Source organism: Clostridium sp. AF29-8BH, assembly GCF_003478145.1.
Lineage (GTDB): Bacteria > Bacillota > Clostridia > Lachnospirales > Lachnospiraceae > Otoolea > Otoolea fessa.
In genome coordinates this window covers 23916-40467 of sequence record NZ_QUEL01000022.1, presented here as the reverse complement: position 1 = coordinate 40467, position 16552 = coordinate 23916, and the positions used below count along the sequence as shown (strand labels likewise).

15 protein-coding genes are annotated in these 16552 nt (G+C 46.7%); 4 read left to right on the top strand and 11 right to left on the bottom strand.

The annotated features are described in order from the left end of the window. The 5 genes from DWZ16_RS12315 to htpG form a co-directional block, all read right to left on the bottom strand. The gene (locus DWZ16_RS12315; protein WP_243022021.1) at window positions 1–1260 is read right to left on the bottom strand and encodes a CapA family protein; all 1260 of its coding nucleotides are present in this window, start codon (window positions 1258–1260) and stop codon (window positions 1–3) included. 69 nt (window positions 1261–1329) lie between these two features. Next, complete coding sequence (locus DWZ16_RS12310; protein ID WP_117796881.1) at window positions 1330–2172, bottom strand: DegV family protein; 843 nt, start codon at window positions 2170–2172, stop codon at window positions 1330–1332. 325 nt (window positions 2173–2497) lie between these two features. Continuing rightward, window positions 2498–3466 (bottom strand): type II CAAX endopeptidase family protein, encoded by a 969-nt coding sequence (locus tag DWZ16_RS12305; protein WP_182427363.1) that lies wholly within the window; start codon window positions 3464–3466, stop codon window positions 2498–2500. A 48-nt stretch (window positions 3467–3514) separates the two neighbouring features. Then, a complete protein-coding gene (locus DWZ16_RS12300; RefSeq protein ID WP_118522946.1) occupies window positions 3515–3781 on the bottom strand; it encodes a DUF2007 domain-containing protein in 267 nt (88 codons plus the stop codon). A gap of 210 nt (window positions 3782–3991) precedes the next feature. Next, window positions 3992–5995: a molecular chaperone HtpG gene (gene htpG, locus DWZ16_RS12295; protein WP_118522945.1), complete on the bottom strand. Its 2004-nt coding sequence runs from the start codon at window positions 5993–5995 to the stop codon at window positions 3992–3994. Between the two features lie 355 nt (window positions 5996–6350). Between htpG and DWZ16_RS12290 the strand changes: the two genes are divergently transcribed. Continuing rightward, complete coding sequence (locus DWZ16_RS12290; protein ID WP_107001332.1) at window positions 6351–6845, top strand: DUF5721 family protein; 495 nt, start codon at window positions 6351–6353, stop codon at window positions 6843–6845. Window positions 6846–6887: 42 nt separating this feature from the next. Here DWZ16_RS12290 and DWZ16_RS12285 read toward each other — a convergent pair whose 3' ends face one another. Beyond that, a complete protein-coding gene (locus tag DWZ16_RS12285) occupies window positions 6888–7358 on the bottom strand; it encodes a MurR/RpiR family transcriptional regulator (RefSeq protein WP_118492492.1) in 471 nt (156 codons plus the stop codon). Continuing rightward, a complete protein-coding gene (locus tag DWZ16_RS12280) occupies window positions 7358–7753 on the bottom strand; it encodes a MurR/RpiR family transcriptional regulator (protein WP_118492494.1) in 396 nt (131 codons plus the stop codon). The genes DWZ16_RS12285 and DWZ16_RS12280 overlap by 1 nt, the downstream gene beginning before the upstream one ends. A gap of 254 nt (window positions 7754–8007) precedes the next feature. Between DWZ16_RS12280 and DWZ16_RS12275 the strand changes: the two genes are divergently transcribed. The 3 genes from DWZ16_RS12275 to DWZ16_RS12265 all read left to right on the top strand — a co-directional run bounded on the left by DWZ16_RS12275 (window position 8008) and on the right by DWZ16_RS12265 (window position 11515). Next, the gene (locus DWZ16_RS12275; RefSeq protein WP_243022020.1) at window positions 8008–8850 is read left to right on the top strand and encodes a carbon-nitrogen hydrolase family protein; all 843 of its coding nucleotides are present in this window, start codon (window positions 8008–8010) and stop codon (window positions 8848–8850) included. After that, entirely contained in the window at window positions 8851–10419 is a 1569-nt protein-coding gene (locus DWZ16_RS12270) for a BCCT family transporter (RefSeq protein ID WP_118522944.1), read from the top strand. It begins immediately after the preceding gene. A 148-nt stretch (window positions 10420–10567) separates the two neighbouring features. Then, complete coding sequence (locus DWZ16_RS12265; RefSeq protein ID WP_118522943.1) at window positions 10568–11515, top strand: DMT family transporter; 948 nt, start codon at window positions 10568–10570, stop codon at window positions 11513–11515. Between the two features lie 84 nt (window positions 11516–11599). Here the strand turns inward: DWZ16_RS12265 and DWZ16_RS12260 are convergent, their stop codons facing one another. The 4 genes from DWZ16_RS12260 to DWZ16_RS12245 form a co-directional block, all read right to left on the bottom strand. Continuing rightward, on the bottom strand, window positions 11600–12982 hold the full coding sequence (locus DWZ16_RS12260; protein ID WP_118468528.1) for a sodium/glutamate symporter: 1383 nt from the start codon (window positions 12980–12982) through the stop codon (window positions 11600–11602). 146 nt (window positions 12983–13128) lie between these two features. Next, the gene (locus DWZ16_RS12255) at window positions 13129–13986 is read right to left on the bottom strand and encodes a DUF6282 family protein (protein ID WP_118293910.1); all 858 of its coding nucleotides are present in this window, start codon (window positions 13984–13986) and stop codon (window positions 13129–13131) included. A gap of 3 nt (window positions 13987–13989) precedes the next feature. Next, window positions 13990–14955, bottom strand: coding sequence for an alpha/beta hydrolase (locus DWZ16_RS12250; protein WP_107001326.1), 966 nt, complete (start codon window positions 14953–14955; stop codon window positions 13990–13992). A gap of 259 nt (window positions 14956–15214) precedes the next feature. Further along, window positions 15215–16387, bottom strand: a complete 1173-nt coding sequence (locus tag DWZ16_RS12245) for a M14 family zinc carboxypeptidase (RefSeq protein WP_107001325.1) — start codon at window positions 16385–16387, stop codon at window positions 15215–15217. Window positions 16388–16552: the final 165 nt, after the last annotated feature.

Genomic DNA, 16552 nt, shown 5'->3' with positions numbered 1-16552 from the left:
TTACTGCACCTGCACCTTTCCATTCTCATCAATCTGCACGCCGTCCGAAAGCCCCTGTATCTTCTGGTAAAACGCCTCTTTCTTCCCCACGTCCAGCTCTCTCGTATATCCGGCGGATGAAGTTGCAGGCACAATCGAAAGCGCCGTCTCTCCCTGTGCATCTACCGACGCCTGCACCAGCATTGTCTCCGGAATCGAGCTTCCGAACACAAAATTTCCAAGACTGTACAGAATCCATTTTCCATGATACAGCTCAATCCCCTGCAGCACATGTGGATGGCTGCCAACCACCAGATCAGCGCCCGCGTCGATGTATTGATGTCCCATCTCCCGCTGGTACGCCTCTGGCTGCGTGTTCCGCTCGATACCCCAGTGGACATAGACAACCAGATAATCACACTCTTTCTTTACCTTCTGGATCTCCTGCACGACCGAAGCCGTGTCATACGCCGAAAACATGCCCGGATGCGACGATCCTGCCGCCCATCCGCCCGTCGGAAAGACGCGCGACGCGCCCAGAAAACCAATCTTTTTTCCATTTTTCTCAATGATCTGCGGCTGTTTCGCCTCTTCCAGATTTTTTCCCGCCCCAACATGCAAAATCCCGGCACTGTCCAGCGTATCGCACGTGTCCAGCAGTGCGTCCGTGCCGTAATCTAGCGCATGGTTGTTCGCCACCGTCACGATGTCTGGTCCGATCTCCTGTAAAATAGACACGCGGGACGGCGATACCCGGAACGTAAACTGTTTATCCGCCGCCTGTGTTCCCCGGTCGCTGAACGGAAATTCCAGGTTTGCCATAAAAATATCAGACTCTGCGATCGTCTCCCGCAAGCTCTCTCCGAGGACGCCACCGATACCTCCCACACGGTCGTAGGCATTTAAAACATGGTTGGAAAAATAGATATCTCCGGCAAACAGAAGCGAACACTCATTTGAATCATTTTCTCCCGGTTCTGCCTCAAGTTTGCCAGATTCGTCCTGCCCCTGCATTTCCACCCCCAGTTCCGCGCCATCTACCTGTTCTGACTCCATCTGCCCGTCTATATCTGTTTCCGGATCAAGCGTTTCTTCCGATACCGTTTTGTCTTTTGGCTCCAATGAGATTGTCTCTTTCCATATGGAACCTCCCGCCTGGCATCCGCCAAGCAAAAGCGTCATTCCTGCCAAAATTGTCAAATTTCCAATTCTGGATAAAAGAAATGCCGTCCGGTATCTGAACGGCATTTTCGTGCATTTACTAAAAAATGTATGCTTCATTTTTCCTCAATCAATCGCAGCTGTCCGGCGTTTTCCACCTTTCCAGCTGTCATCACCCACTCTTTCTCCCTACAGTGTCATAATGATTCCGCCGTCGCCCGCATATACGGTTGCAACGCCAGCCGTATTCGTGATCACTACCTCACGGAAGTTTGCCCGTTTACACATGATCTCTTTCACGTGCTCAGCACGTTCCGGGTTATTACAGTGTGCGATCACCAGACGTTTGCTTGTGGTATCGCCGCCCTCTTTGCACGCAATCTCCGCCATCCGGTCGAGCGCCCGGGTCATGCCGCGCGCCTGATCAAGCTTGATGATCGTACCGCTGTCCGCGCCCATAACCGGCTTGATATTCAGCGCCGACGCGATAAAAGCCGTCAAACCGGTCAGACGGCCATTTTTCTTTAAGAAATCAAGTGTCTCAATGACGAAATACGTGTTCATCGAATCCCGATATGCCTCCGTCTGCCTGCAGATCTCCTCAAACGGAAGACCTTTCTCGCACAGATCCCGGATGAACAGCGCAATATTTAACTCGCCCGCCGACGCCGACAGGGAATCAATGACTGCAATCTTCTTCCCGTCCGTTCCGTTCTCTTCCTCATAAAGGCGTTTTGCCAAAGCCGCCGAGTTGTAGCAGCCGCTCAGATGGTTCGAAAGCGTTACCACGAAAATATATTCTGCCTCGCCCTCAAATGCTTCCTTGAAGCTCTCCGGCGATGGACACGCCGTCTTCGGGCACTCGGAACTTGCCTTTACCTTTGCCAGAAACTCCTTCTGGTTAAATGTCTCATCATCCGTTACCTTGTAATCCCCTATCTGCAGGGTCAGCGGAATCATCTGAAAATGCGGATCCAATTTCAGTTCCTCCGTCAAATCCATGCAGCTGTCACCAATAATTTTATATAACATAACGTCCTCCCGTTACGCAATTTACATCACGTAGTATTCATTACTATTTATTATAGTAATCACACAGTAGGAAGTCAAGCAGAATCCCGTGAAATACACGACAAACACATGAACAGCGTTACCGTGGCTTCGCATTTAAATACAACTAATTCCTGCTGCCACCACGTTATCTTACGGCACTTTCACTTCCAAAAGTGCCTACTTGTGAACAGCAACTGACCACCACATCATCTCGACAAGAAAAACGCCATCGTAATCAAACTTACCAGAATAAATGCCACTGTTCCGAGATTCCCATACATTGCCCCACATATATTGCGGAATTTCACTCCCTCTGGGAGTGCCCATCGGACAGCCGGATTTTCCGGAAATTGAAAATCAGCAGAACAAACGCCCCGATGATCGTGCAGCCCATAAACCCGGTCATCAGAAACGTGATAAACAGCGGCAGCAGCGTATCCTGTGTTCCAAGCATCGCTATCACTAACGACCAGCTGTTGATCAGAATATGCAGCAGACAATTATAACGCATCCGTCCCGTCTTCACCGCCACATATCCCAGAACCACGCCAATCACCGCCGCATAGAGAAACTGCGTCACATTTCCGTGCATCAGACCAAACATCAGCGCCGTGTAGGTAATCGCCGCCTTATCGCCAAAACGGCGCAATCGGTTTAAGAGTTTCCATCGAAAGATATATTCCTCAATAATGGGTCCTAAAAACCCTACATATAAAATCATTACCGGCGAGAGCGAATCCAGCATCTCGTTGACCGGGTTCATCGCGGATGCATCGCCGCCGCTACTTGCCGCCACCGCATCATTGATTGCATTTCCCAGCAGGTTAAAGATAGTTCCAAATCCCTGTGCCAAAATAAAAAACATACAGAACTGCAGGAAACTAATCTTCATTTTCTCTGCCCGTTCTTCCGGGACAAGGCGCAGAATTAAAAATACGAATGGAAGAACCAGCGCATAGATGACCAGCGTGCTTCCGCCGTCCTCATACCACGCTGCATTTACCATCCGGTTCAAAAACGTACTGATCACGCCTCCGTCCGCCCATACGTTGCCAGCCACTTCCAGAAGTATGCTGACAAGTACCGTCATCACGCTGAAAAATGCCAGCGCCCAGCCGAGGACATTGCAGACACGGCGCACCTCGCGGCGGCAGTTTTTTCGGATTTGTTTCGGACTCTGAACCGCATTCTGCAGCTCAGGTTCCATTTGCAGACCATTTTCTTCTGCCTCCCGCTGCCAAAGATCCGATTCGTTCCAGTTTCCCTCTCCCATTTTCTCTCCTTCGTCATTCAGGCCTTTCATTCTCAGAAAATACCTGTTTTATCTTCCGGCGCTTTCTATCACACGGCGCGCCTTTTCCTCCTCTGCTTTCTGCACATAAAACAGATATTCCCGTTCCGATGCCGCATTTTCTCCCGCACTTCCCAGCCTCGCCCGCTGATTGCCGGAAAGCACGCCCGATTTCAGACGGTTCTGCACCTTGACCTGATACTCAATTCCCTCCTGTTCCAGCTGCTCCCTGATCGCCGCCTGCCGTTTCATATCAAACGTCGCGCCAACCTGTTTCCATCCTCCGATTCCAAACATACACGCACCTCCCCGTCAAATCTGAAAAAACCTTGCTAAGTGCTCCTATTCTATCATAAATCCTAAATTCGTGAAATAGTGAATCCCATTTGCTCTCTTACGACAGGTAATAAAAGAGCTGCCACATTTACGTGCAGCAGCTCCGTCATTATATCATATATGATATTTTAACATATTTTCCTATATAAAACAGTCGTGAACCAGACGCCCTTAGTTCAGCATCATACCCATAATCTCATTCGACCGTGCGATAAACTTCGTCATGCGCTCCGATGTCAGGGAACCGTGGCTGAGCTGTGCCAGGTCGTAGAGCTGTTCGCAGATCTTCGGCGTATTCTCGCCATCCGTGTGCTCTAAGACGTACTGAACGAGCTTGTTGTTCGCGTTGAGTACCAGCACCTGACCGCTGCCGCCGAACATCGACGCGTCCATGCCCATGTTGTACATCTTCATCATATCCTGCATACGGCGTGTTTCCTCCGACAGGGTGATCATCGAAGAAATCTCAGCATCCTTCAGCTTCTCAACCTTTACCTGCAGCTTATCATCGCCCAGTGCTTTCTTGAAGGTCTCTGTCAGCGTCTCTTCCTGTTTCTTGAGCGCTTCCTTGTCCTCTTCCTTCACTTCCTCGCACAGCGTGTCATTGACATCGGCATCAATACGCAGGAATTTCAGGTTCTCATGCTTCTGCTCTTCCTGGCTGATGAATGGATTATCAATGCTGTGAGACATGATGATCGCATCCTGTCCGTTTGCCTTGAACATGTTGATGTACTGGCTCTGCTCTTTCTCATTTGTTACATAGTAGATCTGGTTCTCATGACCTTCCTCTTTCGCCTTATCCATGCAGTCTTTCAGCGTCAGATATTTTCCGTCCAGATTCTTGTAAATGATGTAGTCATCCATCTTCTCAGCAAATTTCTGATCCTTTAAGCAGCCAAATTTGATAAATGGAGCGATATCGTCCCAATATTTCTCATAGGTCTCACGGTCTGTCTTGCACATACCGGTCAGCTTGTCCGCTACCTTCTTGGTGATGTAATCGGAAATCTTCTTTACAAATCCATCATTCTGCAGCGCACTTCTCGATACATTTAACGGCAGATCCGGGCAGTCGATCACGCCCTTTAAGAGCATCAGGAACTCCGGAATAACTTCCTTGATATTATCCGCGATAAATACCTGGTTGTTGTACAGCTTGATGGTGCCCTCAATGCTCTCGTACTCCATGTTGATCTTCGGGAAGTACAGAATACCTTTCAGGTTGAACGGATAATCCATGTTCAGATGAATCCAGAACAGCGGTTCCTTGTAATCCATAAATACCTTGCGGTAAAATTCTTTGTATTCTTCCTCGGTACACTCGTTCGGATGCTTGTTCCACAGCGGGTGAATGTCATTCAGTGCCACCGGACGTTTCAGGATCTTATATTTCTCGGTTCTCGGAGATACCTCCACGGTCTCTTTCGTGCCGTCCTCTTTCTCCTTTTCCTCGGTCTTTGCTTCCTCGACCACCGTCTCAACGATGGTGTCCTTGTCGGTCAGCTGATCCTTCTCGATCGTCTCATACTCCGGCTCTGCCGTTGCATTTTTCAGGTAAATCTCAACCGGCATGAAAGAGCAGTACTTCTGGATGACTTCACGTGCGCGATACTCATTGCAAAACTCAGTGCTGTCTTCATTTAAATAAAGGACAATCTTGGTACCATTGCCTTCCTTATCGCCCTTATCCATCGCAAACTCAGTGCCGCCCTCAGACTCCCAGTGAACCGGCTCTGCGTCTTTCTTATAAGAAAGAGTATCGATCGTAACCTTGTCCGCTACCATGAATGCAGAATAGAAACCCAAACCGAAATGACCGATGATCTGGTCTTCGTTTGCTTTGTCCTTATATTTTGCCAAGAAATCCTGTGCACCGGAAAATGCGATCTGGTTAATGTACTCTTCCACTTCCTCGGCAGTCATACCGATACCATTATCCTCGACGGTGATCGTCTTGTCCTCAGAATTAACGGTAACCTGAATCTTATACTCCGTCTCCCCCGGCTCCTCATACTCGCCCATCAGCGCCAGCTTTTTCAGCTTCGTGATCGCGTCGCATCCGTTGGAAATCAGCTCACGATAGAAAATATCATGATCGGAATAAAGCCATTTCTTAATGATCGGGAAAATATTCTCGCTGTTGATTGATAAACTTCCTGTTTTTGCTGCCATATCTATACACTCCTTTTGATTGCAAAATACAGTGGATATCCGCTCCCGGAAATGGAGTCTGGCAGTTTCACTCTGCCGCGTCCAATCCTGCTATCCAGCTACATAAATATACGCTTGTAAAATTCTTTTTTTGTGATTTTCCATCACCGTGACTCTTATTTTAATACCAGCATTCCAAGATGTCAATAGAAAATTAGCACTCATTTTTGTTGAGTGCTAATAAATTTTAAAATTCTCCGTCTTGCCAATAAGAAGTCACTTGCGTCCCCCTCCCGCCTGCGATAAAATAGAATCTACGTTATTGTTTCTACATTACACAGAAAATAACGAATTTACCATCTCAGCGAGGACACATATGATTGCCTGCAATATCTGTGATATAAAATTATTTACCAAGAAACTGTTCATCGGAGAGACATTTGACCGCTTTCTGCTCAAGGAAGCGGAGATCGTGACGTTCAACACCTTCTCCATCGACGGACGCGTCCATAAAAGCTTTTATTCCGAAGAAGAGCGTGCCGAGGGGCAGATTGAAGAATATTCAACCTGGAAAACTCTGCGCCCGTTCTGTTTTTCCCTCATAAAAGGAAAAAAGCTTCCGGAGCGCTTCTCCATCATTTTAAAGCTTCCAAAAGCTGCCACCGAACAGTTTCTGACCGCCCGCAAAAGCCAATGGCTCCCGGAGCAGGTCGGCGGACTGTTCTTAAATATTCATTATGAAAACCAGCATTTAAGCTGTGTCACCGGGCTGTCGCTCAACCAATTTACGTTAGACAAGACGCTGGAACGCGAGTGGGACGAGTCGATCCGGACATTTTTGCGAAAAGAAGAGCTGCCGTTTGAGGAATAACGGCAGCCCTGTTTTATCGGGTGTTCAGTTGCACATCTTCGATTAATTCTCCCAGAGAATCAGTCCATTGTCATTCAATGCCTGTTCGATCTTTTCAATATTCTTCGTGGATTCCGGTGCGGTCCGTCTTCCCAGTTCACTCATGAGCGCCTCCGTTACCAGCATCAAAGCAGTATCACCGCTCGGATGGTTCACAGAATTCGTATCAATCACTACATCTGCGATCTTTACCAATGGATTTAAGCTTGTATTTGTGATCAGTATCATCGGGATTCCCAGGTTATGTGCTAACTCTGCCACACGAATCGTCTTTTTCGTACATGGCCAGACCGAATACACTAAAAGCACATCCTTCGGCGTCGTATTGATTGCAATCCGGTCATAGACAAACTCTTCCTCCCGGCTGAGCTGGCGGATATGCGGATAAAAGCGCTCTGCCACATACTCAAAATACAGCGCCAGCGCCTTGCTGGAACGCATTCCCAATATATAGAGCTGATCTGATTCCAGCATCAGCTGGATTGCCGCCTCAAACTGGGAAATGTTTGACGGCGTACAGAGATTTTCAAGCACCTGGATTCCGTCCGCGATCGCATATGGAACGTATCCCGGCTCGCCGTCTCCGAGGTACGGGAAAATTCCTGCCGCAGGCTGCGGTACGGCGTTGTATTTTTCAAAAGCGATTCCTGTGCCAATGCTTTCTTAAATGTAGTGTAGCTGTCAAAGCCCAGAAGCTGTACCAGACGCATGACCGTCGTGCTTCCCACACCCGCATTTTCCGCCAGCTCCGCCACCGTCATCACGCCGATCTTTTCATAATTCAGCGCCAGATAATTGCAGAGAATTCTCTGTTTTTTCGGTACGGCGTCCTTGATTTTTATGATCTGTTCCAATACTTCATTGCCCATCGTTTATCCTCATTCATTCCAAGATTCTCACTCGATTTTCGTTTGGTTTTATTATATACTTTCCTTAGAAATTCGTCAATTTGACATTTGTTTTTCGTCAAAGCAGACAAATTTCGGAGGATTTCTTTGTAAAAAAGGTAAATTTTGTTCTTTATTATTGTATTTTGGTTGATTTATTCCTTTATAAATTCTATAATTATATCATAAATGTCGTTTATGGAATAAATATTCTATTTTAGGAAGGGGATACTCAAATGCAACAAACTCGATCACCTTACCAAATCGCCATGCTCCAGATGGACTGCGATTTGTTCCATGTTTCTAATAATCTTGACAAAGCAGAGAAACAGATCCGGGAAGCAGCCGCTCACGGGGCAAAATTGATTTGTCTGCCAGAGGTATTTAATGTCGGCTATCTCGGCACCTGCATCCCAGATATGATGAAGCTCGCCGAAATCGAAGATGGACCTTCCTTGACACGGATGCGTAGTCTGGCAAAGGAACTTTCAGTCTTTATTCTGGCTCCGATTCTTTTTTCCACCCCATCTGGAGTCGAAAACTCTGCTTTTTTGATCGATGATACCGGCACGATTCTCGGGCATTATTCAAAAACGCATCCCGTCGGAGACGAACGAACTTATCTGCAGCGCGGCACCCAGTACCCGGTCTTTGAGACAAAACTCGGAAAGATCGGCGTCGTCATCTGCTACGACGTATGCTTTCCAGAAACCGTCCGCCTGCTGACACTGGCCGGTGCCGAACTGGTTTTAGTCCCGGCCGCATGGCGCGCCAGCTACTATTTCAAAGAATGGTGGGATTTAAACCTTGCGTGCCGTGCCCTGGACAATCTTGTATACATAGCCGCAGTCAACCGCTGTGGATTGTCCGGCGATGAGATCTTCGCAGGAAAAAGCCAGCTGGTAAGTCCTATTGGAGAACGGATTGACAGCTGCGACGTCCAGGAAGAAGCTATTTTATATGGAAGCGTTGATTTAAACCGGATTGCAAAAGAACGTGATTTTAATACCGTTCTGACCGACCGCCACCCGGAGGACTATCGTCCTATCTGGGATACACCCTACAAGGAGGAATCATAAATGACTGATAAAAATGCTAAAAATGAAAACTCAAAAATTCGCATCATGACCTTTTTCCCGCCATTTATTATTCTGGTCGCGTTCCTTGTTTTAAGCCTTGTCGATCAGGAAACTTTTCTGGGAATCATCAATAATATCAACAACTGGATCATCAAAAATCTCGGCTGGGCTGCCAGCATTCTCGCCCTTGCAATCGTAATCGTCGCCGTTGTTGCCATGTTTTCCAAATTTGGCGATGTACGAATCGGCGGTGAGGACGCCAAACCAGAACTAAGCAATTTTTCCTGGTTTACTATCGCCCTCACAACAACCATGGCAGCCGGTGTCCTCTTCTGGGGACCGGGGGAGCCGATCGCGCATTACGCGTACCCGCCGACTGAATTATACGGCGTTGAACCTTCTACCAGCGGTTCCCTGAAATTTGCCATGGAAACCATGTTCCTTCACTGGACGATCGTTCCATATTGTATGTATACGGTTCCGGCGGTTGTATTTGCTTTCATGTATTACAACGCGAAAAAGCCGTATTCCATCGCCAGTGAAGTTTCCCCTCTTCTGGGTGACCGCTGCTACCATCCTCGCTGGATGCAGACCATCGACGCAATCACCTTATTTGCCATCGGTGCCGGTATGGCTGGTTCTGTTGCACAGGCATTCATGAATATTTCCGGTGGTATCTCTAAAATGCTTGGACTTCCATCTAATGCCCGCCTCTGGTTTATGGTCGGTATTGTCGTTGCCGCTGTCACGGTTGCTACGGCTGTTTCCGGTATCCAGAAAGCCATGAAGCATGTTTCCAATATCAACGTATACGGCTTTGCTATTTTCCTGATTTTCCTGCTGGTATTTTCAAATGCCTCCTTCCTGTTCAACCTCTCTACCGAGGCATTGGGCGGTTTCGCAGGTACCTTTATTGAACGTATCCTGATTACTGGTGAATCCGTTGGAACCCAGTGGCCGCAGTGGTGGACCACCTTCTACTGGTTCAGCTGGATGGCATGGGCACCTACCTCTGGCGCTTTCATGGGACAGATCGCTTATGGACGCAAGGTAAAACACGTGCTTGGATTATATGTAGGTCTTTGTGCTTCTGTCAGTGCCCTGTGGATGGTTTTAGTCAGCGGTACCTCTCTGTGGGTTCAGACTTCTGGACTGTTCGACCTCGTTGCATCTTATGACCGCGGCGTTGAGAATGTTCCTTATGATATGTTAGGAGCTCTTCCGCTTGGAAATCTGATCATCCCATTATTCGTTGTTCTGATCTTCCTCAGCACCATTACCGCCTGCAACTCCAACTGTATCGCTATGGCAGGCATCTCCACTCAGGGTATCAACCCGGATTCCCCGGACTCCCCGATGTGGTTAAAGCTTGTGTGGTGTGTCGTTCCGATGGCAGTCGGCTACATCATGATCGCAACCGTTGGTGTCAATGGTGTCAAGATCATCGCAAACTTCGGCGGAATGTTCGCCGCCCTCATCATGATCGGCGCCACCGCCAGTCTGGGAATTCTGATTAAAAATTATAAAAAATTTGATAAAACAGGATCTGGCAGTTCCGATAAGGTATAGCTTTTCAAATTAAAAGCGTTCGCACAAAATATAAAAACATATAAAAATTAAAGAAACCTCTGCAATTCTTCCTTGATTACAGAGGTTTCTTTGACATATATTTCCTATATTGAACCATTTATCATATAATCATGTTGAAAGGAACGTCATGAAATTTGCACAAACTAATCCAATCCTAGGAGCTATCCTATACAACTTCTTATTTGGCATTTCTTATTTACCGCTAAAAATCTTAACTGCACGCCTAAATGGAGATACCGCACTACTAATTGCACTTCGTTTTGCAATCTGTCTTGTGCTACTTTACGCCTTAAAACATACCGAACGAATTCATCTACGTTCTCTTCGTGATATGGGCATATGTATTCTTCCTATCTGTATTTTCCAGTTGCTTAATGGCTTTTTTGAAACCACCGGCATGTGCTTCTATCCTTCTGGGAAAGCAAGTGTGATTCTGGCATTAATCCCGCTAATCACCACCTTGCTTGCCATTCCGTTTTTTCACGAAAAGCCCTCTGCAGGACAATTTTTCTTTATTCTTCTTAGCTTTTTAGGTATTTTCATTGTTGCCGGAAATTCTGAGGATAAGGCTGCAACCGTATGGGGCTTTTTCCTGTTGTTAATGGCTGCCTTTATGTCCTCTTCCTTAAATCTCTGTATCCGGAAGCTCGGAAAACATCTGACACCTCTGGACATTACCTATGCTATGAGCTTCGCTATGTTCGCCGTTTATGGAAGCATTTCTCTGATAACGCACCTTGTTTCCAACGATCCCATCGAGTTATTTCGTCCGCTCGCGGATCCTGTTATCGTTGGCTGTCTTCTTGCCTTATCCATCGGGTCCTCACTTTATGCTTCAGCACTGCGGAACATAGTTTTTACCCATATGTCCATGGCTACTGCATCCAGCTTCAGCGGCATCTCCACTGTTACAGCTGTATTTACAGGCGTTATTATTCTTAGCGAGCCTTTCGGTTTCCATGAATTTTTCGGTATTGCTCTCGTCCTTCTGGGAATCTGGGGAGTCAATGCACTTCACCATAAAAATGAGAGATTTTCTTTCTCTCATCATTCTCCTCTATTTCACCTACATTAGTCCGAGGCGAACTTTCTATCAATAAAAAATGTGTGGCTGTTCATTTTCATGTCCAACCACACATTTTTCAGAATATACAAAGACTTATTTACTTATGACCTCTGCTTCACCTTCCCGAAGCTCATTCATCTTCTCATTATGTACACCAAAGCATTTTGCACATATCAAGAAGAGCACCACAGCAATTCCCGTTTCAATCACACCAACTGCAATACATCCCATGGAAACCGTCAAAATTGGCGTAAATGCGATGATAAAGACCTCAATCACGGACTGCAGCGTATACGAATATCCATAGTCATTCAATGTGCCGCTCTTTCCTTCCGGATCTACAATTCGAAGAAGCGTAACACCGATTGCCACCACTCCTGTTGTCCATCCAAATACAAAAATTGATCGTTCAAACCAGAAATTGCGGAACAGCTTCTGTCCAACTACAAATACTAAAAACAGGGATGTCAGCATTCCTAATACACATAAAACTAAAATCGGACCTGCAAATTCAAGTACAATGGAAATCGAAATAGATGCCACACCAAAGCCAACCAGATAATCGGTTACCATCGAACCAATCCGTCCTTCCACATGCTCATCAATACTGTCTTTAAAACGAGTATGCCCTATAATCGTGTTAATAATGACACCAAATATCATTGCCAGGCACATAACCGGTAATTCTACATTCGGTAAGAACTGTTTATAAAAATCGTAGAACTTATAACCACACAGTGTTGCAGTCAGCGTGAGTGCAAGATGAAATGCCAACGGATCCATACTCATTGGATTGATGGTTTCTTCTCCCATCGAATTTCTCTTACCTACTGGAACGATTCCTGTGCGGCACTCTTCCGGAAGAGATTCCGCTTTTTCTACCAGACGTGTTCCTCCATGTCTGGTTGCATAGTTAATACAGGCAATTCCTACAAACAAACCAACTAACAGGCCCACGGTTGCAAACGTCTGCCCCAGTACAACGCCATCTTCACGTCCCAGTGAATTGTTAAGTGCCGTTCCAATCGTTGAAGCATAGCCATGTCCACCGCAAAATCCAGATGGCATCAGCAGGGCAATTTCTGTAAATACATTTGGAAACAAAATTTTCATCAGTGCACCGCCTACCAGCAGTGCAATACCAAAACAGAAAAATTCAGCTCCCATATTGACACAAAAGGAATCGCCCACCTTTGTCAGAATCTGTTTTACATTGGTTTTATCTTTTTTTCCCAGGAACAAACCGCCAAATAATACACATACCAGCATATAAGCATAACTTCCTATTTTACCGCTCCACGGAATCACGTTTAAAAACTGCGGTCCCAGGACAAGTCCCATCAGACCTGCCAGAACAGACGCTGGAATATAAAACATCTGCAAAAATTTTATACGGGAACGCAGGAACTGGGCTATAATCAGCAGCAGCGACATAAATGCAAAATCATATAGAAACGACATATTGGTATATTCCATAGATATCCTCCTTCCAGTACACTATATTATCCCTTACCTTCTTAAAAGTACTTCTCGAAAAAAATAAAAAGGTCAAGAATTCTTATAAGTAAACTTATAATTGATTTTTGACCTTTTTATTTTTTCATATTCAATTATCAAATTTACTATAACTCTCCCAGCACCTTCCGGGGCACCGTATGCGTCATCACATAAATCTCATCTTCCGTGATTCCCTCATCCAGCAATGTCTGCATAAACAACTTCATCGCTTCCACCGGGTGTTCTCTTGAAGTCTGCCCCCGATCCGTTACCATAAAACAGTGTTCTGCTCCGACTACCCGGATATGGTCTGCCATCTCCTGCGCCGTGCATTCCTTTTCTGCCACATTATACCAGCATTTTTCAATATAAACGCCCAGAGCTGCCAGCTGTTTCTGCGTTTTTACATCGACACGCGTCCGCGGAAATTCTGGATGTGTCAGAACCATACGGTTTCCCTGCCGGATTCCCTCCTGACACAAGAGAATACTTTCCTCCGGGCTGATGTGCCCGGTCGCGACTGCCGCATCATACTTTCTGGCAATCCTCAAAATCTCCAAAACTTCCGCCCTCAGCTCCCCTGTTTCGGTCAGGATAGAGATTCCAGAGCGGTCAAAGAAATCTCCCGGCATATTCCCGGAACACAAAGAGTTCTTTGCGTCCCGGGTCGGCATCCACACGATACGGCATCCGCGCTTCATCGCATTTTCAACCGCATATGGATTGAGTCCTCCGACTGGCCAGTTTAACACCAGACCGCCATAGGCTTTCGTACACGAAGCACAGTGGATATTGGCCAGAATTGCCCGCGCAATCGTGGACTCATAGTGAGATTTCAGCATAATTCCTGCCATTCCGGCTCTCCCGGCTTCTTCTAACAGCCCGTAATCATCCAAAACTCGATGAAAGGGGGACGGGGCTGCGTGCATATGGAGGTCATACGCTCCCTGCATTAAATATGCAATCTCTTTTTCTCTGTCCATAGATTATTTCTGTAAACCAAACTGGAATGCTTTCAGATTCTCCTTGTAGAATGCTGCCAGCGCGTCAGCCAGTGCCTGGAACTTCGGATCGTCGTCGAACATCCACTCATTGTGCTTGCCATCTACATAGTATAACTGCTTCGGCTCCTGTGCCAGACGGTATGCTTCTTCCGCCTCTACACGCTGATGCAGCTCGTTATAATAGCCATGACCTACAAAGACAGCACGCGGTGCGATTCTCGGAAGCAGGTCTTCTACGTTGAAACGGATGAAGCTCTCGCCGATTGCGGTGCTCATCGGGGTCGGGAACTCCTCGCCATTATCCTTGTTGACAGAATCGCCGATACCGCCGTTGATCTCTTTTAATACATGGTCTGTATAGAAATCGCCGCTCTCTGTGATGTTCGGATAATCGGTGTACGGATGCATCAGAACCGGATCGTTGGTTGTAATTCTCTTGATACGGTCTTCTCTGAGGCGTGCAACGCTCTTTCCAAACTTATCATTTCCCATGCCGTCACGCATCCAGCGCTCGCCATTTACAAAGCTGTTCAGGGTTGCAATCGCTTTTACTTCCTTGTCACGCGCTGCAACGGTTACGCATACAGCACCGCCGACACCCCATCCAAGAAGTCCGCAGCGTTCCGGATCTACTTCCGGCTGAATCTGCATAAAGGTAAATGCGTTTGCCACGTCTTCAACCTCTGTCTCAAGGGTTGTGTACTTCGGCAGGCATGGATGAACATTCTCACTCGGCTTAAATCCTCTGTAATCGAAGCCCATGCATACAAATCCTCTTGCTGTTAAAGCTCTTGCAAACAGTGCCGGATAGCACTTATTAACGCCGGTCCATCCAGAGTTACACAGAACTGCTGGTCTCTTCTCGCCCTCTTTGTAATCATCCGGGAGATAAATATCTCCTACCATCTTTGCGCCTTCGCTGTAGAATACAACTTCTCTTGTTTTCATGTTGAAATCCTCCATTTCATTTAATTTGTTCTTTTTTGTCGTTTATGGAATTTTTGTTCCTTTTGTGATTTTATATTAGATCATGTTGCAGAATTTGTCAACCATATTTTCGAAAAAAGAATGTATTTTCCATTTTGTATAGTTTTAGCTTCCTGTTTTTGTTGATTCGTTCCAAATCTTGAAACAAAAAAGGATGCACGACCACTTCCAACTCCAGTCGCACATCCTTTTTCTATCTAATCTTCATTTTATTCCATCATCAATGTGTCGCCACATAATATCCCAGCGTTGCCGGGACTGCCTTATTCTGGTTCCAGATCGCCGGATATTCCGAGAAAGATACCGGGCAGGTGGAACGTCCTACCTCGATCGTGATACCAGGGATGCCTGCTGCCTGCTGCAGCCAGTCCTTCAAGCCGCCGACGCCCTTGCTTCCAAGAACGGAATAACCATTCAAGGCATGAACAGCGTTTGCCAGCGCCTTGGACTCTGCCGCTTTCTGGTTGTTCTGCGTATCCCAGTAAATCACATTTCCCATCGCATGATAGTTGATAACCGCATTGAATCCCGTTCCCTGAATCAAGTTCGCGATTGCCTGGCTCTCCGGCTCTGACAGTGGGTTGGTTCCCTTATAACCATTTGCAGACGGATGGGTTAAAGACACATTGATTCCCTCCCAGTTTGCTGCAAAGTTATAGTTCAGATCGACACCGCGTGCATTCGCCTTCCAGCGTCTCATATACTCTTCATAGCTGACCGTTGTCCGGCTGGATGCCTTGTCCGCCGCGTACGCCGCCTGCATCGTCTGGCGCAGTTCCTCCGACTGAATACCATTCTCGCCCATCTGGCTGATCGTGACTCCATCCGGATTCAGCATCGGCACAAAATGAAATGCCACCTGTCCCAATATGTTAGAAAGCGGCTGCGTCATATAGGTACCATTATTCGTAAATCCAGCTGCCAGATACTCGAGCTGCTGCATCATCAGCGGTACAACGATATACTCTCTGGCATGAATCGCCCCCTGGAACAAAATCTTCTTGGATGCGTTCGGATTGCCGACAATCACATCGTAGATATCACGTCCGTCCGCCGATTTTCCAATCGATTTCACGGTCACTGTTCCCGGATAACGGCTTGCCAGCGCCGAAATATCGTTTACCATCTGGCTATAGGAATACTTGTCCACCGGATTGACAACCGGATTAGATAACGTCTGATTATAATAGGAATTATCCGCCTGCTGTCCCGCATTCGCGTTCGTGGTTCCCGGACCGCCCGGTCCGATCACTGGTGCTGCCGCTGCCGGATCATCCGCCGGTCCTGCATACGCTGTAACTGCCGATAAGCTGCTGCACACAACTGACAGGGATAAACAAGTTGCCAAAGCGCCTTTTCGCAGCAGGCGCTGAATTTTATTTCGTTGACTCATTCTCATGTCTCCTTCTGGCCCTTTCAAACTCTTACAAACAATGTTTCTATTATAGATTTACCTCTGTCGAATGTCAACGAACTGCATAAAACTGAAAGAAAAAAGAAAGATACTTTTTCCAATTTATATTTTACTTTAACTTACCTAAAATCAGCACCACTGCCG

What these genes read in the sequence shown, in the direction of transcription:
- DWZ16_RS12315 (WP_243022021.1), bottom strand. Translation starts at nt 1,260, where the DNA reads ATGAAGCATACATTTTTTAGTAAATGCACGAAAATGCCGTTCAGATAC.
- DWZ16_RS12310 (WP_117796881.1), bottom strand. Translation starts at nt 2,172, where the DNA reads ATGTTATATAAAATTATTGGTGACAGCTGCATGGATTTGACGGAGGAA.
- DWZ16_RS12305 (WP_182427363.1), bottom strand. Translation starts at nt 3,466, where the DNA reads ATGGGAGAGGGAAACTGGAACGAATCGGATCTTTGGCAGCGGGAGGCA.
- DWZ16_RS12300 (WP_118522946.1), bottom strand. Translation starts at nt 3,781, where the DNA reads ATGTTTGGAATCGGAGGATGGAAACAGGTTGGCGCGACGTTTGATATG.
- htpG (WP_118522945.1), bottom strand. Translation starts at nt 5,995, where the DNA reads ATGGCAGCAAAAACAGGAAGTTTATCAATCAACAGCGAGAATATTTTC.
- DWZ16_RS12290 (WP_107001332.1), top strand. Translation starts at nt 6,351, where the DNA reads ATGATTGCCTGCAATATCTGTGATATAAAATTATTTACCAAGAAACTG.
- DWZ16_RS12285 (WP_118492492.1), bottom strand. Translation starts at nt 7,358, where the DNA reads ATGCTGGAATCAGATCAGCTCTATATATTGGGAATGCGTTCCAGCAAG.
- DWZ16_RS12280 (WP_118492494.1), bottom strand. Translation starts at nt 7,753, where the DNA reads ATGGGCAATGAAGTATTGGAACAGATCATAAAAATCAAGGACGCCGTA.
- DWZ16_RS12275 (WP_243022020.1), top strand. Translation starts at nt 8,008, where the DNA reads ATGCAACAAACTCGATCACCTTACCAAATCGCCATGCTCCAGATGGAC.
- DWZ16_RS12270 (WP_118522944.1), top strand. Translation starts at nt 8,851, where the DNA reads ATGACTGATAAAAATGCTAAAAATGAAAACTCAAAAATTCGCATCATG.
- DWZ16_RS12265 (WP_118522943.1), top strand. Translation starts at nt 10,568, where the DNA reads ATGAAATTTGCACAAACTAATCCAATCCTAGGAGCTATCCTATACAAC.
- DWZ16_RS12260 (WP_118468528.1), bottom strand. Translation starts at nt 12,982, where the DNA reads ATGGAATATACCAATATGTCGTTTCTATATGATTTTGCATTTATGTCG.
- DWZ16_RS12255 (WP_118293910.1), bottom strand. Translation starts at nt 13,986, where the DNA reads ATGGACAGAGAAAAAGAGATTGCATATTTAATGCAGGGAGCGTATGAC.
- DWZ16_RS12250 (WP_107001326.1), bottom strand. Translation starts at nt 14,955, where the DNA reads ATGAAAACAAGAGAAGTTGTATTCTACAGCGAAGGCGCAAAGATGGTA.
- DWZ16_RS12245 (WP_107001325.1), bottom strand. Translation starts at nt 16,387, where the DNA reads ATGAGTCAACGAAATAAAATTCAGCGCCTGCTGCGAAAAGGCGCTTTG.